The 23,973-nt window shown below is 64.7% G+C and carries 23 protein-coding genes; 10 read left to right on the forward strand and 13 right to left on the reverse strand.

Annotated features, from left to right (window positions below):
• Position 1: 1 nt before the first annotated feature.
• The gene (locus tag J1M87_RS01955) at positions 2 to 1,549 is read right to left on the reverse strand and encodes an amino acid permease (RefSeq protein WP_206487166.1); all 1,548 of its coding nucleotides are present in this window, start codon (positions 1,547 to 1,549) and stop codon (positions 2 to 4) included.
• Between the two features lie 187 nt (positions 1,550 to 1,736).
• Here J1M87_RS01955 and J1M87_RS01960 point away from each other — a divergent pair, with 187 nt between their 5' ends.
• The 3 genes from J1M87_RS01960 to J1M87_RS01970 are packed head-to-tail and all read left to right on the forward strand — an operon-like array spanning position 1,737 to position 3,695.
• Positions 1,737 to 2,438 carry a TetR/AcrR family transcriptional regulator gene (locus J1M87_RS01960; RefSeq protein WP_206487169.1) on the forward strand — a complete coding sequence of 234 codons (702 nt, stop codon included), beginning with the start codon at positions 1,737 to 1,739 and terminating at the stop codon, positions 2,436 to 2,438.
• Positions 2,435 to 2,884, forward strand: a complete 450-nt coding sequence (locus tag J1M87_RS01965; protein WP_206487171.1) for a cupin domain-containing protein — start codon at positions 2,435 to 2,437, stop codon at positions 2,882 to 2,884. Before J1M87_RS01960 ends, J1M87_RS01965 begins: the two co-directional genes overlap by 4 nt.
• Positions 2,877 to 3,695, forward strand: a complete 819-nt coding sequence (locus J1M87_RS01970; protein WP_206487175.1) for a spermidine synthase — start codon at positions 2,877 to 2,879, stop codon at positions 3,693 to 3,695. Before J1M87_RS01965 ends, J1M87_RS01970 begins: the two co-directional genes overlap by 8 nt.
• On the opposite strand, the gene J1M87_RS01975 is transcribed toward J1M87_RS01970, so the two are convergent.
• Genes J1M87_RS01975 through uraD form a run of 5 tightly spaced genes read right to left on the reverse strand, consistent with a single transcriptional unit; the run spans position 3,692 to position 7,683 of the window.
• A complete protein-coding gene (locus J1M87_RS01975) occupies positions 3,692 to 4,453 on the reverse strand; it encodes an IclR family transcriptional regulator (protein ID WP_206487177.1) in 762 nt (253 codons plus the stop codon). The two genes, J1M87_RS01970 and J1M87_RS01975, sit on opposite strands and share 4 nt — an antisense overlap.
• Positions 4,454 to 4,497: 44 nt before the next feature.
• Positions 4,498 to 5,901 carry a nucleobase:cation symporter-2 family protein gene (locus tag J1M87_RS01980; RefSeq protein ID WP_206487178.1) on the reverse strand — a complete coding sequence of 468 codons (1,404 nt, stop codon included), beginning with the start codon at positions 5,899 to 5,901 and terminating at the stop codon, positions 4,498 to 4,500.
• 11 nt (positions 5,902 to 5,912) lie between these two features.
• A complete protein-coding gene (pucL, locus tag J1M87_RS01985; RefSeq protein ID WP_206487179.1) occupies positions 5,913 to 6,812 on the reverse strand; it encodes a factor-independent urate hydroxylase in 900 nt (299 codons plus the stop codon).
• A 5-nt stretch (positions 6,813 to 6,817) separates the two neighbouring features.
• On the reverse strand, positions 6,818 to 7,147 hold the full coding sequence (gene uraH, locus J1M87_RS01990; protein WP_206487182.1) for a hydroxyisourate hydrolase: 330 nt from the start codon (positions 7,145 to 7,147) through the stop codon (positions 6,818 to 6,820).
• Positions 7,144 to 7,683, reverse strand: a complete 540-nt coding sequence (gene uraD / locus J1M87_RS28470; protein ID WP_307830708.1) for a 2-oxo-4-hydroxy-4-carboxy-5-ureidoimidazoline decarboxylase — start codon at positions 7,681 to 7,683, stop codon at positions 7,144 to 7,146. Before uraD ends, uraH begins: the two co-directional genes overlap by 4 nt.
• A 220-nt stretch (positions 7,684 to 7,903) precedes the next feature.
• Between uraD and J1M87_RS02000 the strand changes: the two genes are divergently transcribed.
• Genes J1M87_RS02000 through allB form a run of 7 tightly spaced genes read left to right on the forward strand, consistent with a single transcriptional unit; the run spans position 7,904 to position 15,325 of the window.
• Positions 7,904 to 8,299, forward strand: coding sequence for a gamma-glutamylcyclotransferase (locus J1M87_RS02000; RefSeq protein ID WP_206487447.1), 396 nt, complete (start codon positions 7,904 to 7,906; stop codon positions 8,297 to 8,299).
• Between the two features lie 12 nt (positions 8,300 to 8,311).
• Complete coding sequence (locus J1M87_RS02005) at positions 8,312 to 9,142, forward strand: hydroxypyruvate isomerase family protein (protein WP_206487186.1); 831 nt, start codon at positions 8,312 to 8,314, stop codon at positions 9,140 to 9,142.
• Between the two features lie 9 nt (positions 9,143 to 9,151).
• Positions 9,152 to 10,033, forward strand: coding sequence for a 2-hydroxy-3-oxopropionate reductase (locus tag J1M87_RS02010; protein ID WP_206487193.1), 882 nt, complete (start codon positions 9,152 to 9,154; stop codon positions 10,031 to 10,033).
• Position 10,034: 1 nt separating this feature from the next.
• A complete protein-coding gene (gene gcl / locus J1M87_RS02015; RefSeq protein ID WP_206487194.1) occupies positions 10,035 to 11,834 on the forward strand; it encodes a glyoxylate carboligase in 1,800 nt (599 codons plus the stop codon).
• 2 nt (positions 11,835 to 11,836) lie between these two features.
• Entirely contained in the window at positions 11,837 to 12,970 is a 1,134-nt protein-coding gene (locus J1M87_RS02020; protein WP_206487197.1) for a glycerate kinase, read from the forward strand.
• Positions 12,967 to 14,010 (forward strand): allantoicase, encoded by a 1,044-nt coding sequence (gene alc / locus J1M87_RS02025; RefSeq protein WP_206487199.1) that lies wholly within the window; start codon positions 12,967 to 12,969, stop codon positions 14,008 to 14,010. The genes J1M87_RS02020 and alc overlap by 4 nt, the downstream gene beginning before the upstream one ends.
• Positions 14,000 to 15,325, forward strand: coding sequence for an allantoinase AllB (gene allB, locus J1M87_RS02030; protein WP_307830709.1), 1,326 nt, complete (start codon positions 14,000 to 14,002; stop codon positions 15,323 to 15,325). Before alc ends, allB begins: the two co-directional genes overlap by 11 nt.
• Positions 15,326 to 15,430: 105 nt before the next feature.
• Here the strand turns inward: allB and J1M87_RS02035 are convergent, their stop codons facing one another.
• From J1M87_RS02035 to J1M87_RS02065, 7 genes are all read right to left on the reverse strand, one after another.
• On the reverse strand, positions 15,431 to 15,814 hold the full coding sequence (locus tag J1M87_RS02035; RefSeq protein ID WP_206487204.1) for a hypothetical protein: 384 nt from the start codon (positions 15,812 to 15,814) through the stop codon (positions 15,431 to 15,433).
• Positions 15,815 to 16,767: 953 nt separating this feature from the next.
• Positions 16,768 to 17,136 carry a hypothetical protein gene (locus J1M87_RS02040; RefSeq protein ID WP_206487206.1) on the reverse strand — a complete coding sequence of 123 codons (369 nt, stop codon included), beginning with the start codon at positions 17,134 to 17,136 and terminating at the stop codon, positions 16,768 to 16,770.
• A 46-nt stretch (positions 17,137 to 17,182) separates the two neighbouring features.
• Positions 17,183 to 18,265 carry an XdhC family protein gene (locus tag J1M87_RS02045; protein WP_206487208.1) on the reverse strand — a complete coding sequence of 361 codons (1,083 nt, stop codon included), beginning with the start codon at positions 18,263 to 18,265 and terminating at the stop codon, positions 17,183 to 17,185.
• Between the two features lies 1 nt (position 18,266).
• Positions 18,267 to 19,709, reverse strand: a complete 1,443-nt coding sequence (locus J1M87_RS02050; RefSeq protein WP_206487212.1) for an NCS2 family permease — start codon at positions 19,707 to 19,709, stop codon at positions 18,267 to 18,269.
• 119 nt (positions 19,710 to 19,828) lie between these two features.
• Positions 19,829 to 22,153: a molybdopterin cofactor-binding domain-containing protein gene (locus J1M87_RS02055; protein ID WP_307830710.1), complete on the reverse strand. Its 2,325-nt coding sequence runs from the start codon at positions 22,151 to 22,153 to the stop codon at positions 19,829 to 19,831.
• The gene (locus J1M87_RS02060; RefSeq protein WP_206487216.1) at positions 22,150 to 23,502 is read right to left on the reverse strand and encodes an 8-oxoguanine deaminase; all 1,353 of its coding nucleotides are present in this window, start codon (positions 23,500 to 23,502) and stop codon (positions 22,150 to 22,152) included. The genes J1M87_RS02055 and J1M87_RS02060 overlap by 4 nt, the downstream gene beginning before the upstream one ends.
• Positions 23,499 to 23,972 carry a (2Fe-2S)-binding protein gene (locus tag J1M87_RS02065; RefSeq protein ID WP_206487219.1) on the reverse strand — a complete coding sequence of 158 codons (474 nt, stop codon included), beginning with the start codon at positions 23,970 to 23,972 and terminating at the stop codon, positions 23,499 to 23,501. The genes J1M87_RS02060 and J1M87_RS02065 overlap by 4 nt, the downstream gene beginning before the upstream one ends.
• Position 23,973 lies beyond the last annotated feature (1 nt).

Consider the following 23,973-nt stretch of genomic DNA (forward strand, 5'->3'; position numbering starts at 1 on the left):
TTCAGGCTCCGATCGTGACGGGCTTCGGGTGGGCTTTTCCGTGCGGAAGGCAGGCGATTCCCACGAGGATCACGGCGAGGACGGTCAGGGGTGCCGCCCATCGCAGCAGTGGGAATTCGCCGGTGGGGTCGAAGATCTCGGCCCGCGGCCACGACAGGTTGATCACCATCAGCCCGCCGTACAGAACTGCGGCGATGTTGACGGGCACGCCGAGGCGGCCGAGGGTGAACAGCTTCTGCCCGTCCGCGTCGTGCTGCACTCCACCGCGCGGCCAGCCTTTGAGCCGCTGGATCAGCAGCGGGACGGTCACCATCATGTAGGCGAGGTAGATCAACACGATGCAGACGCTGGACAGCGTGGTGAATATCGCGGAGTTGCCGACGTTGACGGCCAGGATCGCGATACAGGCGAGGCCGATCAGTACCGAGGGGGCGATAGGGGTGCCGGTGCGCGAGTTGACCTTTGCGAGAGCTGCGGAGGCAGGCAGGCGACCGTCGCGGGCCATCGAGAACATCAGCCGCGAAGCCGCGGTCTGGATCGCGAGGGTGCAGATGAACACGGCGATCGAGACGTCGATCAGCAGGATCGTGCCCCACGGAGAGGTGAGGATCGAGTCGATCACGTACGGCAGGCCCTGCGTTGCCAACTGGCCGTCGGTGAGGCTCGGTGCGGCCATCAATGCGCCGACGATCATCAGTCCGCCGCCCAGCGCCGAGGCGGAGAGAGCGAGTCGGATGGTGCGAGGTGCGACGCGTCGGGGATTGCGGGTTTCCTCGGCGAGTTCGCCCGCCGAGCCGAAGCCGACCATGACGTAGGCGGCCATCAGGCCGGAGACGATCCATGCCCCGATGTAACCGGGCTCGGCACCGGCGCTGCCGGTATCGAGGACCACCTGGGGTCCGCGCTCGGCGTGGGTGAAGAACACCAGGACCAGGGCGATGACGCCGACGATCTCGCAGGTGACGCCGATGCTGTTGATGCGCGACATCCAGTCGACGCCGATGCAGTTGATGGTGGTGGTGAGCACCAACAGAATCGAGCCGAGCACAACGGCATTCGCGGCACCGCTGGGCGAGGTGAGTGCGGTGTCCTCGCCGATCATCTGGAACCCGCTCCAGATGCTGGGCAGCACGACCTGGAGGGCGATCGCCGCCGCGGAGGCGGTGACGATCTGCGCGATGATCATGAACCATCCGGCGAACCATCCGACCAGTTCACCGCCCATGCGGCGGGACCAGTGATAGATGGCACCCGAGATGGGATAGCGGGCAGCGAGTTCGGCGAAGTTGAGCGCCACCATGAACTGACCGAGAAACACCAGTGGCCAGGTGAGGAAGAAGGCGGGTCCGCCGAAGCTGAAGCCGAGGCCGAAGAGTTGGAAGATGGTGGTGAGAATCGAGACGAACGAGAAGCCGGCGGCGAAGGATGCGTACTTGCCGAGGCTTCGGTGCAGTTGCTGGTCGTAACCGAGGGCAGCGAGATCCGAATGGTCCGAGGGGTGACCCGGTTCGGAACCGGTACCGGGGGCAGGCAATGTCGTCGAGCTCATGAGGTCTCCTCCGGGCGAGGTGGGTGGTGAGCGATCACCCGCTGCATCGCCGAGGCGGGTTTCTGTCAGTTGATAGTTTTCGGCACCGTCGTTCCCTGTCGGTGACCGTCGTGCAACGAACTCGTTTCCTCTATTTCGATCAGATGACAGAAATCTCACCCGCATGCAGACCTGACAGGATGAGGACATGACCGGCGCAGGCAGACCGAGACTGAGCACGAAGAAGCGGCCCGGCGACACCGCACGCGAGGAGATACTCGACGCCTCGGCCGAGCTCTTCACCACCCGCGGATTCACCAACACCTCGACCCGCGTCATCGCCGAGGCCGTCGGGTTGCGTCAGGCCTCGCTCTACCACCACTTCGCCACCAAGGACGACATCCTCGACGCGCTGCTCAGCGGCACCGTCGACGAACCGCTCGCCGTTGCGCAGCGGATTCGGGACTCGCGGGCCGACCCCGCCACCCAGATGTACGCGCTGGCCTACTTCGACGCGGGGCAACTGGGTGCATCGACGTGGAATCTGGGCGCGCTCTATCTGCTGCCCGAACTGCGCAGCGAGCGTTTCGAGACCTTCCGTGACCATCGCTACCGACTGATGCGGCTGTACGCGGCCATCGCCTCGGACACCCTCGTCCAACTCGGTTCCGAGCGCAGGCCGGGCACCGAAGATCTGCCGTTTCGTCTGGTCGAGACCGTGGTGAACGCTCGGGCCGATGTCGAGAACGGACGCCACGACCCGACAGCGGATGCAGCAGGGATCGCGGCAGCCGCGGTGCGAGTGCTCGGCTGGACCGGGGATCTCGAGCCCGTGCACGAGGACGCGGAGACCCTGCTCGAGGCGGTCGCCGGAATAGCCGTCGATGCTCAGCCATTGGACCGACCATGACTTCCAGGACGTCACTGCCCGACTGGGCCCAGAGCCTCGACCTCGAGCCCCACCCGGAAGGTGGGTGGTTCCGCGAGACCTGGCGCAGCGAGATCACCATCGCCCAGGCGGGGCTGCCCGAGGGGTACCCCGGTCCACGCGCAGCCGGCACGGCAATACTGTTCCTGCTCATGCCCGGCCAACAATCGGCCTGGCACACCGTGAGGGGTACCGAGATGTGGCTCTACCACCGCGGTAGCCCGGTGCAACTCGACCTCGGTGGCACCGGCGCCGAGCCGGGGGCGGTGACCTCGCTGCTGGTGAGCGCCGATTCCCCGCAGCAGATCGTGCCACCGTCGCAGTGGCAGCGGGCGCGGCCGGTGGGTGACGAGCCGAGCCTCGTCAGCTGCGTCGTCACTCCGGGATTCGATTTCGAAGACTTCAGGCTCGAGATCGGCCATGGGTAGGAAGCGGGCACCGGCGGGCGGGCTGCAACCCGGCGTGTTCGAGATCGACTCGGGCACCTGCGAATTGGTTCGCGATACGTTCTCCGACGACGGCTGGATCGTCAACGTCAACGATGTGCCCAGCTCACACATCGACATGAGCGACCCCACCGTCCTCGAGTTCGAATACATGCGGTGGATATCGGGACTGGTTCGAGCGCAGTGGGATTCGAGCTTCGCGCTGAGGGCTCTGCATCTCGGGGGCGGGGCCTGCACGCTGGCCCGATCGTTCACCACCGAGTTTCCCGGTGCCCGTCAGGTGGTCGTGGAACTCGACGGCAGGCTCTCGGAACTGGTTCGCGAGTGGTTCGATCTACCGCGGGCACCGCTGCTGCGGATCCGCGTCGGCGAGGCGCGAGCGGTCACCGAAACACTCAGCGAGAACAGCCGTGACCTGATCGTGCGAGATGTCTTCGCCGGAGCCACAACTCCCGCGTCGCTACTCACCGCCGAGTTCACCGCGCATGTTCGACGCGTCCTCTCACCCGGCGGTATGTACGTCGTCAACTGTGGTGACCGGCGCGACCTCTCGCTCGCGAAGCAGGAGGCGTCGACCATTCGCAGTGTGTTCCCACACACGGCGATCGTCGCTGATCCGGCGATGCTCAAAGGCAGACGCTACGGCAACATCATCATCGCCGGCAGTGACGTCCCGATCGGGGAATCCCCGTCATTGGCTCGCGAGCTACTCGGCGGCGCAGTCCCGGCGCACGTGTGGCTGACCGACCAGGTGAAGACGTTCTCGAAAGACGCGAAAGTGTTGCGAGACTAAGGTGCCGGAACGTTGCTCGCGAGATCCTTGGACAGTCGCTCGGCGGCCGAGATCAACAACGGCACGAATTGCTCGGCCGACTCGGCGGTGACTCGGGCGGTTGGCCCGGCAATCGACATCGCCGTGAGCGTCGGGGCACCGAGCACCGGCACGGCGAAGCACCGCACTCCCACTTCCTGTTCACCGTCGTCCACGGCGTAACCGCGTTCGCGGGTCAGCGCGAGATCCGCGAGCAACGCATCGAGAGTGGTGAGGGTGTGGACGGTGCGGGGCGCCATGCCGAGCCGATCGACGATGGCACGGACGGCGTCGTCGTCCAACTGCGCGAGCAGGGCCTTGCCGACGCCGGTCGAGTGCGGCAGCACGCGCTGGCCCACCTCGTTGAACATCCGCATAGCGTGCTCCGACGGCACCTGCGCGACGTAGACCGCCATGTCGTCCTCGAGAAACGCCATGTTCGAGGTCTCGTGCGTGATCCGGACGAGCTCGGCCAGATAGGGCTTCGCCCATCCGCCGATCAGCTTGGATGCGCTGTCGCCCAATCGAATGAGCTTGGTGCCCAGAGCATATCGACGTGACGGCAGCCTGCGGACGTAGCCGAGAGAGACCAGGGTTCCGATCAGTCGGTGCACGGTCGGCATCGGCAGATCGGTGGCCTCGGCCAGTTCGCTGATTCCGATGGACCCGCCCGACGCGGCCATGATGTCGAGCAACTCGAACGCACGTTCCACGGACTGCACACCGCCACCTGCCGCCACAGTCCACCTCGCACCTTCGTAGTCGCCGTCTCTCCCGGAGAACTCTACTGGTGATGCCGGGTTGCCACCGGCGGTGCCGCGGTCACCACCGAGGGTGAGGGTTTCTGGCCTCGCGTGATCACGTTGAAGGCGATGTTCAGCAGGACGGCGACGATGCTCGCCGCACTGATGCCCGAGTCCAGCACCACATGGACCCAATCGGGGAAGGCCGCGTAGAAGCCAGGCACAGCGATGGGGATGACGCCGAATCCGATGGCCACCGCCACGATGACGAGGTTCAGATTGCCCTCGAACTCCACCTTGGACAGCGTCCGGATACCGCTCGCCGCCACCGAGCCGAACAATACGATTCCCGCGCCGCCGAGCACTGGAAGCGGAACCGATGCCACGACGAGCCCGAGGATGGGAAACAGACCGAGGAAGAGCAACACCGAGCCGCCGGCCGCGACGACGTAGCGACTCTTGATCCCGGTCACGGCCACGAGCCCTACGTTCTGCGCGAAGGCACTGGCCGGGAACGTGCCGAACACGGGAGCGATGGTGGTGGCAACCATGTCTGCGCGCAGTCCGTCGCCGACGCGTCGGGCATCGACGTCGGTGCCCACGATCTCACCGACGGCCAGGATGTCCGCGGTGGTCTCGGTCATGATCACGAGGATGACCACAACCATCGACATGATCGCCGCGATCTGAAATGTCGGCGCGCCGAAGGCGAACGGCTCGGGGAACCTGAAGACGGCACCGTTCCCGACCTCGGAGAAATCGGCCTTGCCGATCAGGATGGCGAAGAGCGTGCCGACGACGATGCCGATCAGAATCGACAGGCGCGAGAGCGTGCCCTGCACCAGCCTGCTGACGAGGAGGACGATGAACAGGCTGAATGCTGCGAGTCCGATATTGGACATCGAGCCCCAGTCGGTGGCCTGTTGATCGCCGCCCATCGCCCACCGAACCGCAACCGGCAGTAGCGAGATACCGATGACGGTGATGATCGTTCCGGTCACCACGGGAGGGAAGAAGCGCACGATCTTGCTGAAGAACGGGGTGATGAGAATACCGATGGCACCGGCGGCGATGATGGCCCCGAATACCGAGTTCAATCCACCAGGACCGCTCGCGATCGCCACCATCGTCGACACCGATGCAAACGAAATTCCCTGTACCAACGGCAATTTTGCGCCGAAGTACGGCAGTCCCAGGGTCTGCAGCAAGGTGGCCGCTCCGCTGACGAACAACGCTGCCGAGACCAGCAGTGCGATCTCGGTGCCGCTCAACCCGGCCGCGCCCCCGACGATCAGGGGTGGGGCGATGACGCCGCCGTACATCGTCAGGATGTGCTGCAACCCGTAGACGTACGACCGGCCGATCGACAACCGCTCGTCCTCGGGACGGGCGGGATCGTGCGGCGTGGTGGCTCGCTTCGTGAGCTTCGAAGTCGTCAGCTTCATGGCCGCCTCCCCTAGCAGAATCCGGGCACGGTATCCCAGGCGCGACCCGCGTCCGGGGCGTCGTCGCGCTCCACCGTCGCCTCGATCAGACCGTAGGGGCGGTCGGCGACGAAGAAGACCTCACCGGGATTGTCGAGTCCGAATGGCTCGAGATCGACGAGGAAGTGGTGGATATTGGGCATCGAGAATTTGATCTCGGCAATCTCCGGATGCGCCTCGAGTACTTGCTTGCCCATCTGGAACAGGCTCTGCTGCAATGCGAGAGAGTGAGTGGTCGCGAAGGCGTCGAGCATGATGGAACGGACGTCGTCGAAGGTCTTGTCGAAGTCGAGATCGGTGGAAAGGTACCGCCAGCGGGCGCTGACCGACGTGGCCAGGATTCGGTCCGTCGTCTCCTGCAACGTGGTGTACCGGTCTTTCGGGTAGCCCCAGAACTCGGAGGCCGTCGAATTGAGCACCACGAGGTCGCTGATTCCCGAGACGATGGAGATGTCGTCGCCGTCGACGGTGACGATCGTGTTTCGCTTCTCGTCGCTCGATTTGACGAACGAGTGGTCGTAGCCGTCGCCGGGCGTACCGTTGCTTCCGATGCGGGACCACTGGTATTGCTCGACCTCCCAACGGCCGCCGGTGATCCAATCGAAGCTCTCGGTGAAGTGAGCGCCGAGGCGGAGCGCGAAATGCTCGATGGTCCCGATGCCGTCCCGAGCGAAGGCGTACACGGTGTTCTTCTGGGTGTCGGTGGGAACGACGTGGGCGTTGTCGCCCTCTGCGTGTACGGCGTCGAGATCTCCGCGCAGCTGTGAGCTGACGTTGACGTCGGTGATCCGGTGCCGTGGGGTCTCGCGGTCGATGCGGACGAGTCTGCATTCGGCCTTGCCGTACTGGTTTGCTCCGAGCACGATGGTCATGGTTTCTAGCTCCCTCGATAGGTGGTGAAAGCGAACGGGCTCAACAGAAGTGGGATGTGATAGTGCTGATCGGATGCGGTGATCGCGAAGGTGACGACTACTTCGGGGTGAAAACACTCGGTGTGCTGGGCCGCAAAGTACGCACCGGTGGCGAAGATGAGGCGATAGGTTCCCGGCGTCAGTTCCTCCGGGCCGAGCGAGGAGACGCGGCCCTGTTCGTCGGTAGTGGACCGTGCTATCGCATTGCCGTCCGCATCGCTGAGTTCGATCGAGAGACCTTGTGCAGGAATGCCTCTCGCTGCATCGAGAACGTGCGCGGTGACGTGGCTGGTCATGGTTCCAGGCTTCCCGTTGCCCGCACGGCGGCGATCTCACGCAGCTCGTGCTCGACGACCGCAGCTTCGGTCTGCCGATCGTTGCCGAGGCGGTCGCCCAGGGCGCGCAGCACTTCCTCGGCGTTCCTGCCTGCTGCTCGGATCAGAAAAACCTGCCCGAACCGGTTCTCGTAGGCCAGGTTCCCTGCTCGCAGACGTTGCTCGATGCCCTCGCCCGAGATGTCGACGCCGGATTGCTCGGCGCTCGCGTGGCGCGCAGCGACATCCTCGCCGCCCGGGCGTTCCCCGATGCGAGGATGCACCGCGAGTGCACGGCGTATCTCGTCCTCGGTCAGCGGAGCGGCAGCGTGCGCGATCGTTCGACGCAGGGACTGGGCGTCGGTGAAGGGTCTGTGCTGGAGAACCTCCTCGATCCAGCGGGGAACGTCCAGGCAGTGCGAGAGCATTCGAGCCGCGTCGACCTCGGAGGCCGCATTCAATTCGGCGACGACATCGCCGCCGATGTGTGATTCCGCAATACGAAATGATGATTCCACCAATCGAGCGTGACACCGATCACAACAACTGTCAAGGGTGGATTGGCGTCGACTGTGCGTCCGATGTTCCAGCGTTGCGGCGAAGGATGATTCGGCATGCAAGACGGATCGGGTCTTGACAGGACTCCGTGGCGCACGCCACACTCGATCCATCCAACGGAATACTGATTCCATAATACGGACTTTGACCGGTATGCTCGACCCCGAGAGGAACGACTTCATGGCGGAGCTCTTCTGTAACGGTGGTGCCATGCGCGGCGGAAGCCTGCACCACAACGTCTCGTCACACCCATTCGTGGGCACGGTGCGCACCACCCCGCATTACCGCTTCTATTCGGTGCGGGACGAATTCCCCGCGCTGCTGCTCGACCACACCGCAGGCGCGGCGATCGAAGGCGAGTTGTACGACATCCCCCTCGACGCCATCCGGACCACGTTCCTGCCGGACGAACCGCCGGAGCTGGAGCTGACGGTAGTCGCACTCGACGACGGACGATCCGTCCTCGGTGTCGGACTACGGCCAGGGGTGCTCGAGGCCCGGCCGGGCGAGCTCACCGACATCACCTACACCGGCAGCTGGCGTCGGTACCGCGGACTTCCAGCACCGCAGAACTGAAAGGTCATGTGCATGAACAATATTGCTGACACACATGTCAACTACACCGTCAACTGCTCCATTCTCTTCGCCGACGTTCCCTTGCTCGATCGGCCGCAGCGGGCCAAAGACGCAGGCTTCGAGGCCGTCGAGTTCTGGTGGCCGTTCTCGACACCGGTCCCCTCCGACGCCGAGATCGATACCTTCGTGTCCGCGATTCGCGATGCCGGGGTGCAGCTGACAGGACTGAACTTCGCCGCCGGCGATATGCCCGCCGGTGATCGCGGCATACTTTCCGACCCTGCGCAGGTTCGGGCCTTCCGAGACAACATCGATGTCGCTGTCGCAATCGGAGAACAGTTGGGCACCAAAGCCTTCAACGCTCTGCACGGCAACCGGCTCGACGGAGTGGACCCGATGCAACAGGACGACGTCGCAATCGAGAACCTTGCCGCAGCAGGGAGAGCAGCAGCGAGGATCGGTGGCGTCGTACTGCTCGAGCCGGTCAGCGGCGCGCCCGCATACCCGATCACGACCGCCGCCGGTGCCGTCGCCACCATCCGACGCGTAGCGCGTGAGCAGGACGTACACAACCTTCGTCTGCTCGCCGATCTCTATCACCTCGCCGTCAATGGAGACGACGTGCCCGCGGTACTCGATGCACACCACGATCTGATCGGGCACGTACAGATCGCCGACTCCCCGGGCCGCGGCGAACCAGGAACCGGAACACTCGACCTGGGCGGGCAGCTCGCCGCACTCTCGGCACGGGGTTACGACGGCTACGTCGGACTCGAATACAAGGCCACCCGCCAGGACACGTTCGACTGGCTCCAGTCGGACCGCGTCACCACTACCAAGTAGGGAATCTTCATGAGCACCATTGCATTCATCGGACTCGGAATCATGGGCAGCCCCATGTCCGTCCACCTCGCCAAGGCGGGCCACCACGTGGTCGGCTACAACCTGACACCCGATCGCACCGGACCCCTCGTCGAGGCGGGCGGCACCGCGGCCGACTCCATCGCCAAAGCAGTGCACGACGCCGACATCGTCGCGATCATGGTCCCGGACTCACCGGACGTGCAGGACGTCCTCACCGGTGAGGGCGGGGTGTTCGACAATGCGCGACGCGACGCGCTGATCATCGACTTCTCCAGCATCCGTCCCGACGTCACCGCCACGTTGGCTGCCGACGCCGCCTCACGCGGCTTCCGCATCCTCGACGCCCCGGTGTCCGGCGGCCAGGCCGGAGCCGAGAACGCGACCCTGTCGATCATGGTCGGCGGTAGCGCCGAGGACTTCGCCAGTGCCAAGCCGATTCTCGATGTCGTCGGTAAGACAGTCGTGCACGTGGGCCCCAACGGTTCCGGTCAGACGGTCAAGGCTGCCAATCAGCTGATCGTTGCAGGCAACATTCAGGTGCTCGCCGAGGCGATCGCGTTCCTCGAGGCCTACGGTGTCGATCTTGCTGCCTCCGTCGAGGTTCTGGGCGGGGGCCTCGCGGGCTCGGCAGTACTGAACCAGAAGGCGCAGAAGATGTTGGATCGCTCGTTCGAGCCGGGATTCCGTATCGATCTGCATCACAAGGATCTCGGCATCGTCACCTCGGCCGCACGTGAGGCAGGAGTGGTGATCCCCATGGGCGCGGTGCTGGGCCAGCTCATGGCCTCCGCGCGAGCCAATGGCGATGGAGGACTGGACCATTCGGCACTGTACCGCGGCGTGGCCCGGCTCTCGGGCAAGGAGAACTGACGTGGCGACGATGCGCGCGGCCGATGCCGCAGTCAAGATCCTCGAACTCGAAGGCGCGACAACCGCATTCGGACTCCCCGGCGCGGCGATCAACCCGTTCTACGCGGCGATGCGCAACCACGGGGGCATCCGGCACGTGCTGGCCCGGCACGTCGAAGGTGCCTCGCACATGGCGGAAGGCTTCACCCGCGCCGCACCGGGCAACATCGGCGTCTGCATCGGCACCTCCGGTCCCGCCGGAACCGACATGATCACCGGTCTGTATTCGGCCATGGCCGATTCGATCCCGATCCTCGCCATCACCGGTCAGGCCCCGGTCGCGCGGTTGCACAAGGAGGACTTCCAGGCCGTCGACATCGCGTCGATCGCTGCCCCGGTCACCAAAATGGCGATGACGGTGCTCGAACCCGCCCAGGTTCCCGGTGCGTTCGCGCAGGCCTTTCATCTGATGAGGTCCGGTCGTCCCGGCCCGGTTCTGATCGATCTGCCCATCGACGTGCAGATGGCCGAGATCGAGTTCGACCCCGAGACGTACCAGTCGCTGCCGGTTCACAAGCCCGTCGCCTCCCGCGCTCAGGCAGAGAAGGCCATCGACATGTTGCTCGCGTCGGAGCGTCCGTTGATCGTCGCCGGCGGCGGCATCATCAATGCCGATGCCTCCGACTTGCTGGTGCAGCTCGCCGAGATCCTCGATGTACCGGTCATCCCGACGCTGATGGGCTGGGGCACCATCCCGGACGATCACCGCCTCGCGGCGGGAATGGTCGGTTTGCAGACCGCGCATCGCTACGGCAACGCGACCCTGTTGGCCTCGGACTTCGTGCTCGGAATCGGAAACCGTTGGGCCAACCGGCATACCGGTGGGCTCGAGACGTACCGGAAGGGTCGCAAGTTCGTTCACGTCGACATCGAACCGACCCAGATCGGACGCGTCTTCGCACCGGACTACGGCATCATCTCCGACGCCAAGGCAGCGCTCGAGCAGTTCGTGGCCGTCGCCGAGGAGCGGCGCGCGGCAGGGACACTGCGTGACCTGTCCGGCTGGGTCGAGGACTGCGCGACGCGCAAGCGCACCATGCATCGCCGTACCCATTTCGACAACGTGCCGATCAAGCCGCAGCGCGTCTACGAGGAGATGAACAAGGTCTTCGACCGCGACACCCGCTACGTCAGCACCATCGGACTCTCGCAGATCGCGGGTGGGCAGTTCTTGCACGTCTACTCACCTCGCAACTGGATCAACTGCGGCCAGGCCGGCCCGCTCGGCTGGACCATACCCGCGGCCCTGGGCGCGGCGGCGGCGGATCCGAGCGCGAATGTCGTTGCTCTGTCCGGTGATTACGACTTCCAGTTCATGATCGAGGAGTTGGCCGTCGGTGCACAATTCAATCTGCCGTACGTGCATGTGGTGGTGAACAATTCGTACCTCGGATTGATCCGGCAGGCGCAACGCGCCTTCGACATGGACTTCTGTGTGCAGCTGGGATTCGACAACATCAACGCCCAGGAGGCGCAGGACACCCAACCCGGCATCCCCAAGGGCTACGGCGTCGACCACGTTCAGGTGGCAGAAGGTCTGGGCTGCAAGGCACTTCGGGTCACCGAGCCGGAGCTCATCGGCGAGGCGCTCGTTCGCGCCCGGACCCTCGCCAACGAGCACAAGGTTCCCGTGGTCGTCGAGATCATCCTCGAGCGGGTCACGAACATCTCGATGGGCACCGAAATCGACAACGTCGGTGAATTCGAGGAGCTGGCAACCACCTCGGCCGACGCACCCACCGCGTTGCTACTGCTGGACTAGAGATGACGCGAATACTGCTCGCTCCCGACAAGTTCAAGGGCTCGCTGTCGGCGGCGGAGGTCGCTCGGGCGTTGGCCTCGGGGATGGCCTCGGTCGATCGTTCGCTCGAGACGGTGAGCCTTCCCGTCGCCGACGGAGGTGACGGCACCGTCGATGCCGCCGTCACCGCCGGTTGGGACCGAGTGGCGGTGACCTGCTCGGGACCGACCGGTGAACCGGTGGAGACCTCGTACGCTCGCCGCGGCAACGACGCGGTCGTGGAGTTGGCGTCGGCGGTGGGGCTCGAGCTGTTGCCCGGTGGAGAATTGGATGCGTTGGGGGCGAGCACCTTCGGCTTGGGTACGGTCATCGCGCATGCGCTGGAGGCCGGTGCGGAGCGTATCGTCATCGGACTCGGAGGCAGCGCTTCCACCGATGGCGGAGCGGGCATGCTCGTGGCGCTCGGTGTGCGTGTGCTCGATGCGGACGGTAACGATGTCGCGCCCGGCGGTGGTGCAGTGCGCGGTGCGGTTCGCCTGGACCTGTCCGGACTGCTGCCGGCGGCGCGGGCTGCCGAGTTCGAGTTGGCCTGCGATGTGGACAACCCGTTGCTCGGTGTCACCGGGGCCGCGGCCGTCTACGGCCCACAGAAAGGCGCGGGGCCGCAGGAGTTGCTGTACCTCGAACACGGGATGCGGCAGTGGGCGCATGTGGTGCGCAACGCAATCGGTCGTGACGTCAGCGGCGTGGCCGGTACCGGGGCAGCAGGTGGCACCGCCTTCGGAGCCATGGCTGTACTGGGTGCCGTCGCGAAACCGGGTATTGGCACGGTGCTCGGGCTCATCGATTTCGACAGCGCTCTGGAGTCGGCCGATCTGGTTCTCACCGGCGAGGGATCACTCGATGAGCAAAGCCTCTACGGCAAGGCACCCATCGGAGTCGCGCACGCCGCGCGCGCGGCGGGGGTGCCGGTGATCACCGTCGCAGGTCGAAGCGCCGTGGGCATCGACCGATTGCGCACGCACGGGATCGTTGCCTCCTACGCGCTGTCCGATCTCGAACCGGACCCCCGAATCTCCATGCGCGACGCAGCCGGACTGCTGCGCGAGGTCGGCCGAACAATCGCCACCACACACATTTTGGAAGGAACGTCATGACCAGTACAGATTTTCGAGCACTCACCGATCTCGCGTCGAGGTCTCTCGGCGGTAGCGTGTCCGCGGCCAACGACGAACTGTTCGCCCAGCGAGAGAACCTGATCAAGCCCGATGCCCCGCTGTTCGATCCCGCCGACTTCGGCCACAAGGGAAAGGTGTACGACGGGTGGGAGACGCGGCGTCGCCGTGACGAGGGTGGTCACGACTGGGCGATCGTGCGACTCGGAGCTCCGGGAATCGTGCACGGTGTCGTCGTGGACACCGCTCACTTCACCGGCAACTATCCGCCGTTCGTCTCCGTCGAAGCTGCGTCGATCGAGGGCTACCCGTCCATCGAGGACGTACTGAATGCGCAGTGGCACACCATTGTCGACAAGGCTGCGGCACAGGGAGATACTGCGAACACCTACGAGGTGGCAGACCGACACCGGTGGACGCACGTGCGCCTGTCCATCTATCCCGACGGGGGCGTGGCTCGGTTCCGGGTGCACGGCCAGGTGGTGCAGGATCCGCGTTTTCTGGCGGGCACCATCGATCTGCTCGCGGCCGAGAACGGCGCACGACTGACCGATTGTTCCGATGCGTTCTACTCCTCGCCCGCCAACATCATCCTGCCTGGGCGCGCCAGAAATATGGGCGAGGGCTGGGAGAACTCCCGTCGCCGAGGCGGGGGCAACGACTTCGCCGTCTTCGCTCTGGCAGCCCCCGGTGCACCACGCCACGTGGAAGTGGACACGAGCTACTACGTCGGAAACGCACCGGGCTGGATTCGGCTCAGCGCCGTGGATTCTCGTCATCGACACCTCGCCGACCCGACAGCGTGGACCGAGATTCTTCCCCGCACCGCGGTGCAGCCCGATACCCGACACCGCTTTCTCTTGAACGAGTCGCAGGCGTACACGCATCTGCGGCTGGACGTGTACCCCGACGGCGGACTGTCGCGACTGCGGCTGTTCGGCGAACTCGATGCGGCGGCGCTCGATTCGTCCGACATCGCGTGGAGGGCGTCCGAGCTGGAGAGTGTTTCCAGTGCAGTCTGATTCGGTCGACCTGGTCGTTCGGGCGTCTCGTGCGGTGATCGGTGGGCGTGAGGTGTCCGCGTCCGTTTCTGTGGTCGACGGCCGGATCGTGGCGATCGACCAGCCCGATGCGGCGGTGCGCGCCGAAACCGAGATCGTGCTCGGTGCCGACGAGGTGTTGCTACCCGGGCTCGTCGACACCCACGTCCACGTCAACGAGCCAGGGCGCACCGAGTGGGAAGGGTTTGCCAGCGCAACCCGGGCCGCCGCCGCGGGTGGTATCACGACCATTGTCGATATGCCGCTCAACAGTATTCCGCCGACGGTCGATGTTGCGGCGCTGGACGTCAAGCGCCGGGTGGCGGCCGACCAGTCGGTGGTCAACGTCGGATTCTGGGGAGGGGCGGTCCCCGGAAATATCGATCAGCTGCGGCCGTTGCACGATGCCGGTGTCTTCGGCTTCAAATGCTTTCTGCTCGCGTCGGGGGTGGACGAGTTTCCGCCGCTGACGGTGCCGGAACTGGAGAAAGCCCTGGTCGAGATCGCATCGTTCGACGGGCTGATGATCGTCCACGCCGAGAACGCGGAGCTGATCGCCGAGGCACCGTCTGCGGAGGGCCGTGAGTACGCGGGGTTCCTGGAATCGCGTCCGCGTGCCGCCGAGAACCGAGCCATCGAGCAGGTGATCGAGCTGTCCCGCCAGACGGGGTGCCGGGTACACATTCTGCATCTCTCGAGCGCGGATGCTCTGCCGATGATCGCAGCGGCGAAACGCGACGGCGTGCGGGTGACGGTCGAAACCTGCCCGCATTACCTGTGTTTCGACGCCGAGGCCGTGCCCGCGGGGGCGACTCAGTTCAAGTGCTGCCCGCCGATCCGCGAGGCCGGCAACCGAGAGGCACTGTGGCAGGGGTTGCTCGACGGCACGATCGACACCATTGTCACCGACCACTCCCCGTGTACGCCGGATCTGAAGCGATTCGACACCGGGGACTTCGGTGAGGCCTGGGGTGGGATCGCGTCGCTGCAGGTTTCGTTGGCCGCGGTGTGGACCGAGGCGCGGGCTCGCGGCTGTGCACTGACCGACATCGTGCGGTGGATGGCAACGAATACGGCCGACCAGGTGGGAATGGCCGAGCGAGGGCGCATCGAGGTCGGTTGCGCTGCAGATCTGGTGGTGTTCGCCCCCGACGAGGAGTTCACCGTCGACGTGGCACGGCTTTACCACCGCAACCCGGTCACTGCATACGATCGACTCGGCCTGTCGGGTGTGGTGCGGCGGTCGTGGATCGCAGGATCGGAATCCTCGACGGGACGTCTGCTGGCGCGCGACTAGAACGGCGATGATGCCGGATCGTCGGGGTTGAGTCGTGTTCTGAAGCTGACTGTCTCTGGGGTTGATCACACTGTGCTCTGGTGGTGCACTGGATGTCTGGCTAGGTCAGGCTCGGCGGATCAGTGCGCCCAGCGCCAGGGATCCGAGGGCCATCCCCGTGGCCGCGCTCAACCCAGACCACCGAAAGCTATCGGACATGGTAAAGATTCCGGTGCCGCCGACGACGAACAGAATCAATACCGCGACGCTTCCCGCTGCGGCGACTTTACCCGCCCGTACGGCATGGTTACGGACGCTGACAGCGATAACTACTGCTGCGATAGCGACTGAATACAGCACCGCAGCAGTGCTGAATGTTGACCATCCAGATGCTGAGACTGAAACCGGAATAACTACCGCCGCAACAACTACGAGGGCAATCACCCCAAGGCCGGGGCCGCCGAAGAACTCTCTCGTACGCCGATCGGCCTTCAGTAGGGGCTCACTCATCAGATGTACTCCCAAATAATTCCTCCGGCGCAACTGACAGCGCATCGATCTGCTCGATGCGATCCTGGTCCACGGGTTCGTCTCGAGCCGCACCCGGCGTGGGTGCCGAGCTTTCGCTCGGGTGAGCAGTCGCGGGCACTGCGAACATTGTCAAGGTGATCGCGGCAGCCAATCCTGAGGACACAACAACATCTTTTACGCGCATGGTTCTCACTCCAGTGCTCAATGTCCCTCGCTCTGGCGAGGAGACGTTCGATTCAGGCAAGACTGAGACCCGGGGCTCGCTGCGAGCAAGTCACCGGGGCCGAGTTGATCGGAACGTGGCACGTTCGGGTCGGAGTGTGCCCATCAACCCACACGGTGGTGGGTCGGAGGAAGACCGTCCCGACGTGGACCAGGAATCTAAGTCTTCACATACACCGAGGTGTATTGATACGAAAGTTACCAAACAGCCCGGCACAGTGCATGCTCGTATTCGAGAAGTCGTTTACTTCACGGTCATCACGACCAGCAAAGCGGACTGTCCGGCGTCGAGGTCGATCATCGACGCCGACAGGTCGATGGGCTCGTACCCACCATCGACAGTGAGAAATCGGATTCTTGGCCACCACCGAAGACAGCGCCACACCGGATCTCACACGGCCTCCGACCATCACCACCGACATCTGCCGCGGCTCGATCACATCGATAAGCAACCAACCGTTCTTCTCCGCCACCACGCCACCATGTCATGCTCGTTGATGCTGCGCAGGCCTCACCCGCGCGGCAGCGGTCAACGCCTGCAACGACACCGTCGGTACCGCCATGATCGTCACGCCCAGTGAATCGAACTAGAACATATGTTCGAACTGATGGTGAGGGTAGACGACGCTACCGACACAAACGGTGGACGGGAATCCAAGGCCGCGAAACTACCGCGTTGAACTGAGGATTCGGTGTCGGAAGTGCAGACGTCAGGCTGTGTGGATGCCGTACCTGAACAGCGTGTTCCACCGTTCGTCTGTCAAGAACAGTGGAAGGATGGCGGCCGTGAGTGCGCCGGACGCTGCTACTACGTAGTTGCCTGCGACCAGTGACGCCACGGAACCCAGCGCGAAGCAGGCCAGCGTCATCCGCGGTAGCAACCACGTTGGCTTGCAGGCGCTCCGGCGAATGCCGTACACAGCGACCGCAGCCACGGACACCAGGACCAGTAAGTGCCCAGCGGTACGTGCACTATCGGATGGATCGAGACCCTGGAGTGTGGCGACAGCAGCCATGGCGCTCAGAAGCGCAATGCTCACCAGGTTCAGTTGCCGGTACCGAGGTAGGCCGCGAATCAACTGAACTCCTTCGCTGATGCGGACGATGTCTCGAGAACCAGGGTACCTACGCGTATTTCGACTCCGCCGTAGCCCCGTCGTGGTGGATCGGGCCGGCGGTGCGAGTCAGTGGCAGCGCGCTACCCCCACGTCGCACGGCCACGAATTCCGCAGCGATCGCCAACGCAGTTTCCTCTGGAGTTCTCGCACCCAGGTCCAGGCCGATCGGCGACTTCAAGCGTGCGAGCTCCTGCTCGGTCAACCCCACCTCGCGCAACCGTGCCGCGCGATCGTCGTGGGTCCTACGCGATCCCATGGCCCCCACGAAGGCCACGGGCAACCGCAGGGCGACCTCGAGCAGCGGTACATCGAATTTGGCGTCATGGGTGAGTACGCAGATCACCGAGCGGGCATCGACCGTCGTCCGCGCCAAGTAGGAGTGCGGCCATTCGGCGACCACCTCATCGGCGTCGGGAAACCGTGCAGCAGTGGCGAATACCGGCCGTGCATCACATACCGTCACGTGGTATCCAAGGAATTTGCCGACGCGGGCGAGCGCGCCCGCGTAGTCGATTGCCCCGAAGATCAGCAGCCGCGGGGCGGTGGCGTACGACTGTACGAAGACCTCGAGTTCTGGCCGGCACCGCAGCGACCTGATGCCGGTGCCGCCGGAGTCCAGCATCGCCAACGCCTCTCCGACGACCGCTGAATCCACGTCCGCGAATCCGGTAGTACCCATCGTTGTCGAGGACGAGACGGCGAGCGACTGCCCTGCGCCGTCGAGGAGCGTCACCGTCGCCACCGCAGTGTCCGACGCGATGGCCGCGAGCACTGCCCGCGGCGGGCCGAGCCGTACGAAAACCTCGATCACCCCTCCGCAGGTCAAGCCGACCGCGAATGCGTCGACGTCGCTGTACCCGAACGATTCCCGCGTGGACCTACCGGTCTCGAGGACCTCGCGACACAGTTCGTACACCGCGCCTTCGACGCACCCGCCGGAGACGCTGCCGACGGCTTCACCGTCGGCGCAGACCGCCATGGCGGCACCCGGAAGCCGTGGAGCGCTTCCGGATACCGCGATGACGGTCGCTACCGCGTAAGGAATACCTGCCTGGTCCCAGGCCGAGAGACGGTCGACGATGTCTTTCACGTTACGAGATTCCCAATGCTTCTTCGATGGGGTGCAGGGCGAAGTAGATCAGGAAGATGCTCGTCATCAGGTACAGCAGCCAATGCGTCTGGCGTGCTGTGCCTTTGGCGAGGCGAACGATCGTGTAGGAGATCACGCCTGCGGCAACGCCGACGGTGATCGAATAGGTGAACGGCATCAGCACGATGGTGAGGAAGGCAGGTATCGCGATATCGGTGTTCTGCCAGTCGATCTTGCGCACGTGCGTCATCATCAGCGCGCCGACCAGGACCAGCGCCGGTGCTGCGGCTCCCACGGGAACCACCCCGGCCAACGGTGTGAAGAAGATCAGGCTGGTCAGTAATCCGCCGGTGACGATGCTGGCCAGACCGGTTCGGGCGCCTTCGGTGACGCCTGCCGCCGATTCGACCACCGCTGTATTGGCAGAGCCGTTGATCGCGCCTCCGACGATGGCACCGATGCCGTCGACGGTGAGGATACGGCTCAGCCCTGGCATCTTGCCCTGCTTGTCGACCAGACCTGCCTCTTCACCGACGCCGAGGATGGTGCCCATGGCGTCGAAGAAGCCGGAGAGTACGAGTGTGAACAGCACGACCGAGGCTGTCACCACCCCTGCACGGGCGAATCCACCGAACAGATCGACATTGAACAGCAGATCGAATTGTGGTGTGGCGACGATGGAATCGGGGACTTTCGGAACCACCGGTCCCCACGCTTTCGGGTCTACCTCGAACACCGAGTTCACGATGATCGCGAGATTGGTGGCGACGAAGATCCCGATCAGCATCGCGCCCGGAACTTTTCGGACGAACAGCATGATCATCAGGACGAGTCCGACGCAGAAGACGAACACCGGCCACCCTGCGAGTTTGCCGAACGTACCGAGGGTCACTGCGGTCGATGCCGCCTCGTGGTGACCGACGAAACCGGCGTCGACCAGTCCGATGAGCGCGATGAACGCGCCGATGCCGACGCCGATGGCCTGCTTGAGCACCAACGGAATCGCATCCATGATGAGCTGCCGAATGCCGGTGAGAGCGAAGACGACGATGACGACACCCTCGAGGACCACCAGACCCATCGCCTGCGGCCAGGTCATGAACGGTGCGGCCTGGAACACCACGATCGGCGTCACCCCCAGGCCCGCCGCCATGGCGAGCGGGGCGTTGCCGACCACACCCATCAGTATCGTCGTCAGGCCGGCGGACAGCGCCACCATGGTCGACAACTGAGCCGGATCGAGGGTGGCACCAGTGACGTCACGGGCATCGCCGATGATGAGCGGGATGAGGACGATCAGGTAGGCCATGGCCACGAATGTGGTGACACCACCGCGTATCTCACGCGATACCGTGGAGCCACGGCCGGTGATGTCGAAGAACCTGTCGATCTGGGATCGACCGCGTCCTCGTCGATCTGTGCTTGTCGTGCGTACATCGGTCATGATCGGCCCTCCCAGGGCGTGATCAACCTGTCTCGAGCGTCGACGGTGACCGTGCCGGGGGAGTTGGCGTCAGGTACCGCTGTGCGGGAGAGGGTTTCGTCGAGTGGGAATGAGATGGTCTAGCTGTTGACGATGTGTTCGGGGCGAACCGGCACCCGCGTCAACGCGAGGCCGGTGGCATTGCGGATGGCAGCGATGACGGCGGGCGTGGACGACAACGTGGGTGGTTCGCCGGCGCCACGAAGGCCGTAGGGGGCCAATGGATCCGGATTCTCGAGGATGTCCAGCTTCATGGGCGGCATATCGAGAATCGTCGGGATCAGGTAGTCGGTGAACGACGGATTCTTCACCAAACCGTCCACGACGACGATCTCCTCCATCACGGCGAGACCGAGCCCTTGGGCTGTGCCGCCGTGGATCTGGCCCTCCAGGGACAGGCGGTTGAGGATCTTTCCGACGTCCTGAACAGCGGCCATCTCGACCACTTTCACCAGCCCGAGATCGACATCGACATCCACCACGGCGCGATGGACACACAGGGCGAGCTGGGTGTGGCTCGCTCCCTGACCGGTCACCGGATCCATTCCGCTGGTGGGACGATGGTGGAACTCGCGGGTCTGCTCGACGACGCGATCGCCGAGCACGTCCTCGATCGTGGCCAGGACGCCATCGGTGGCCGAGACGATCTTGCCGCCGTCGAGGCTCAGATCGGCCACGGCTCGGCCGAGGTACAGGCCCGCCAGCACGAACACCGCCTCCCGAACGGCCTCGCAGGCGGCCTTGACGGCGCCGCCGGTCATGTACGACTGCCGCGAGGCCGAGGACGACCCGGCGTTGCCGACCTTGGTGTCGGCGGGGTGGATGACCACCTTTGTGACACCGAGTTCGGTGCGCGCGATCTGTGCCTCCAGTGTCACCAGCCCCTGGCCCACCTCGGCGGCAGCGGTATGTACCAATACCGTTGCCTCACCGCCGATGACTTCGAGCCGGACGCGAGCAGTGGAGTAGTCGTCGTAGTTCTCGGAGAAGCAGATGTTCTTGATGCCGACGCCGTAACCGATCCCGCGTACGACGCCCTCGCCGTGCGTGGTCTGCGAGGCACCGCCGGGCAGGTTTCGGATGTCCGACGCGTCCATGGGGGCAGGCAGTTCCATCGCTTCGGCTCGGGCGAGCATCTCGGCGAGCGGTGCCGGAGCCTCGATGACCTGGCCGGTCGCCAGGACCGATCCCTGACTGACGGCATTGATCTGCCGAATCGCAACCGGGCCGATGCCGCAGGCCTCGCCGAGTTTGTCCATCATCGATTCGTATGCGAAACAGGCCTGTACAGCGCCGAATCCGCGCATCGCACCGCACGGTGGATTGTTGGTGTACACCCCGTAGGCGTCGATCTCGATGTTGGGAATGACATACGGTCCGACGCCGAGCGATGCGGCGTTGCCGACGACATTGAGAGTGGCGGAGGTGTACGCACCGCCGTCGAGGATGATCTCCACATCGGCGAACACCAACTTGCCGTCGCGGGTGGCACCGTATTCGTAGTGCATCTGTGCGGGGTGGCGGTGAACGTGTCCGAAGAACGACTCGTAGCGGTTGTAGACGATCTTGACCGGTTTGCCGGTGTGCATCGCCAGCATCGCCGCGTGGATCTGCATGGACAGGTCCTCCCGGCCGCCGAACGCTCCACCGACACCGGCGAGGGTCATCCGAATCTTCTCCTCGGGCAGGCCGAGGCACGGGCCGATCTGTGCGAGGTCGTTGTGCATCCACTGAGTAGCGACGTAGAGGTCGATGCCGCCGTCCTCGGCGGGTACGGCCAACCCGGACTCGGGCCCGAGAAAGGCCTGGTCCTGAATACCGACGGTGAAATCGCTGCTGACGATCACCTCTGCACTCGCGCGGGCAGCGGCGACGTTGCCGACCCGTACCGGCTGATGCCGCGCCACTCCGCCGCGTTGCTGCACTTTCGGGTAGTCCGGGTCGAGGGCTGCGCGTCGTGCATCGGTGAGGGGCTCGAGTAGGTCGTAGATCACGACGATCTTTTCCATTGCGCGGCGGGCTGTCTCGGGATGATCTGCGGCGATCAACGCGATCGGCTCACCCTCGTGCCGCACCTCGTCGAAGGCGAGCACCGGTTGATCCCAGGTGTGATCGAGCCCGAAGCACTTGCGTCCCGGCACGTCCTCGTGGGTCAGTACAGCTTCTACTCCCGGTGTGGCGAGCGCCTGCGAGATGTCGACCGAGACGATCTTCGCGCGGGGGTGCGGACTGCGGAGCGTTGCGCCCCAGAGCATTCCGTCGATGAACAGGTCCGAGGAATAGGCGAACTCGCCTTTCACTTTCAGCGTGCCGTCCGGCCGCAGCGGGCTGTCTCCGACGCGTCCGCGACCGGGAGCCGGAGTATCGACCGGAACTTGCCTGGGGGTGGTGGTCGGTGTGCTCACAATACGTCCTCTGCGAGTTTCATCAGGCGACGGTGCGCATCGGCTCCGGCGCGACCTATTTCGTCCTGCGGTGCACTGGTCAAGATGTCGTTCTCGACGATCGTTCGACCGCCCACCATCAAGCGAGCGAGCGGCGGGGTCTGCCCGTAGGCGAAGGCCACGACCGGGTCGTCCACGGCCGAGTAGAAGCCGTCCGTCCGCCAGATCGCGATGTCTGCCAGCTTGCCGACCTCGAGCGATCCGATCTCACTCTGTCGTCCGAGTACCGTTGCTCCGCCGAGGGTTCCGATCTCGAGGGCTTGACGGGCCGTCAGTGCGGTCGGTCCGTACTTGGCGCGCTGCATGTACATCGCCTGACGAACCTCGCCTGCAAGTGGCACCATCTCTGCCGAGGCCGAGCCGTCGACTCCGAGGCCGACGGGAGCGCCGGCGGACAGCAGGTCCGAGATTCGAGCGATTCCCGCGCCGAGGCGAGCATTGGAGCTCGGGCAGTGGGCGGTGCCGGTGCCGGTGGCCGCCATCTTCGCGATATCGGAATCGTGCAGGTGAACCGCGTGGGCGAACCACACATCGTCACCGAGCCAGCCGACCTGTTCCATGTATTCGACCGGGGTGCAGTTCATCTGAGCGAGGCAGTGCTCTTCCTCGTCCAGAGTTTCGGCCAGATGGGTATGCAGCCGAACGCCTTTCGCGCGAGCGAGCGCGGCGGATTCGACGAGCAGCTCCTTGCTGATGGAGAACGGCGAACAGGGAGCGACCGCGATGCGCAGCATCGAACCGAAGGATCCGTCGTGGTAGCTGTCGATGGCCTCTGCTGTGGCGGTGAGGATGTCGTCGAGCGACTCGACGACCTCATCCGGTGGCAGACCGCCGTCGGACACGCCCCGGTCCATCGAGCCACGACACGGCTGGAATCGGACTCCGATGCGCCGTGCCGCGTCGATCTCGGCCGCGAACAGATCGCCCCGGCCCTTGGGGAAGATGTAGTGGTGATCGGTGCTGGTGGTGCAGCCCGACTTGGCGAGCCAACCGAGCCCTGCCGCAGCGGCACCCCCGACCACCTCGGCATCCATCTTGGACCACGGCTTGTACAGTGCAACAAGCCATTCGAACAGAGTGTTGTCCTTGGCGAGGCCCTGTGAGGCCCATTGGTACAGGTGGTGGTGGGTGTTCACCAGTCCGGGGGTGACGAGGCAGCCGGACGCGTCGATCGTCTGCGCCCCGTCGATGACAGGGGCCGGGCCCGATCCGATGGCGCTGATGGTGGTGCCCTCGACGACGAGATAGCCGTCGGGGATCTCGGCACCGACGATGGGTGCGATGTAGGCACCCGAGATCACCGTGGTCATTTGGCTTCGGCCTTTCGAGTTGCTGCCAGCCGGACGGCATCGAGGATCTTTTCGTATCCGGTACAGCGGCAGAGGTTTCCAGCGAGAGATTCGCGAATCTCCACATCGGACGGGTTGGGAACGCGCTCGATCAGATCGTGCGCTTGCACCACGAGCCCAGGGGTGCAGAATCCGCACTGAACGGCTCCACACTCGACGAACGCTTCTTGCATCGGGTCCAGCTTCTCGCCCTCGGCGAGGCCCTCGACCGTACGGATCTCGCGGCCCTCGACCTGGCCGGCGGCCACCAGGCAGGCGCACGCCGGGACGCCGTCGAGATACACCGTGCACGAACCGCATTCACCCTGCTCGCAGGCGTTCTTCGATCCAGGCAGGCCCAGACGCTCACGCAACAGATACAGCAGACTCTCGCCCTCCCAGACGTCGTCGGCTTCCATGTTCTTTCCGTTGACGGTGCAGTTCACTCGCATG

This window comes from Rhodococcus sp. KRD162 (genome assembly GCF_017168335.1).
Taxonomy (GTDB): Bacteria; Actinomycetota; Actinomycetes; order Mycobacteriales; family Mycobacteriaceae; genus Rhodococcoides.

What these genes read in the sequence shown, in the direction of transcription:
- J1M87_RS01955 (WP_206487166.1), bottom strand. Translation starts at nt 1,549, where the DNA reads ATGAGCTCGACGACATTGCCTGCCCCCGGTACCGGTTCCGAACCGGGT.
- J1M87_RS01960 (WP_206487169.1), top strand. Translation starts at nt 1,737, where the DNA reads ATGACCGGCGCAGGCAGACCGAGACTGAGCACGAAGAAGCGGCCCGGC.
- J1M87_RS01965 (WP_206487171.1), top strand. Translation starts at nt 2,435, where the DNA reads ATGACTTCCAGGACGTCACTGCCCGACTGGGCCCAGAGCCTCGACCTC.
- J1M87_RS01970 (WP_206487175.1), top strand. Translation starts at nt 2,877, where the DNA reads ATGGGTAGGAAGCGGGCACCGGCGGGCGGGCTGCAACCCGGCGTGTTC.
- J1M87_RS01980 (WP_206487178.1), bottom strand. Translation starts at nt 5,901, where the DNA reads ATGAAGCTGACGACTTCGAAGCTCACGAAGCGAGCCACCACGCCGCAC.
- pucL (WP_206487179.1), bottom strand. Translation starts at nt 6,812, where the DNA reads ATGACCATCGTGCTCGGAGCAAACCAGTACGGCAAGGCCGAATGCAGA.
- uraH (WP_206487182.1), bottom strand. Translation starts at nt 7,147, where the DNA reads ATGACCAGCCACGTCACCGCGCACGTTCTCGATGCAGCGAGAGGCATT.
- J1M87_RS02000 (WP_206487447.1), top strand. Translation starts at nt 7,904, where the DNA reads ATGGCGGAGCTCTTCTGTAACGGTGGTGCCATGCGCGGCGGAAGCCTG.
- J1M87_RS02005 (WP_206487186.1), top strand. Translation starts at nt 8,312, where the DNA reads ATGAACAATATTGCTGACACACATGTCAACTACACCGTCAACTGCTCC.
- J1M87_RS02010 (WP_206487193.1), top strand. Translation starts at nt 9,152, where the DNA reads ATGAGCACCATTGCATTCATCGGACTCGGAATCATGGGCAGCCCCATG.
- J1M87_RS02020 (WP_206487197.1), top strand. Translation starts at nt 11,837, where the DNA reads ATGACGCGAATACTGCTCGCTCCCGACAAGTTCAAGGGCTCGCTGTCG.
- alc (WP_206487199.1), top strand. Translation starts at nt 12,967, where the DNA reads ATGACCAGTACAGATTTTCGAGCACTCACCGATCTCGCGTCGAGGTCT.
- J1M87_RS02035 (WP_206487204.1), bottom strand. Translation starts at nt 15,814, where the DNA reads ATGAGTGAGCCCCTACTGAAGGCCGATCGGCGTACGAGAGAGTTCTTC.
- J1M87_RS02050 (WP_206487212.1), bottom strand. Translation starts at nt 19,709, where the DNA reads ATGACCGATGTACGCACGACAAGCACAGATCGACGAGGACGCGGTCGA.
- J1M87_RS02060 (WP_206487216.1), bottom strand. Translation starts at nt 23,502, where the DNA reads ATGACCACGGTGATCTCGGGTGCCTACATCGCACCCATCGTCGGTGCC.
- J1M87_RS02065 (WP_206487219.1), bottom strand. Translation starts at nt 23,972, where the DNA reads ATGCGAGTGAACTGCACCGTCAACGGAAAGAACATGGAAGCCGACGAC.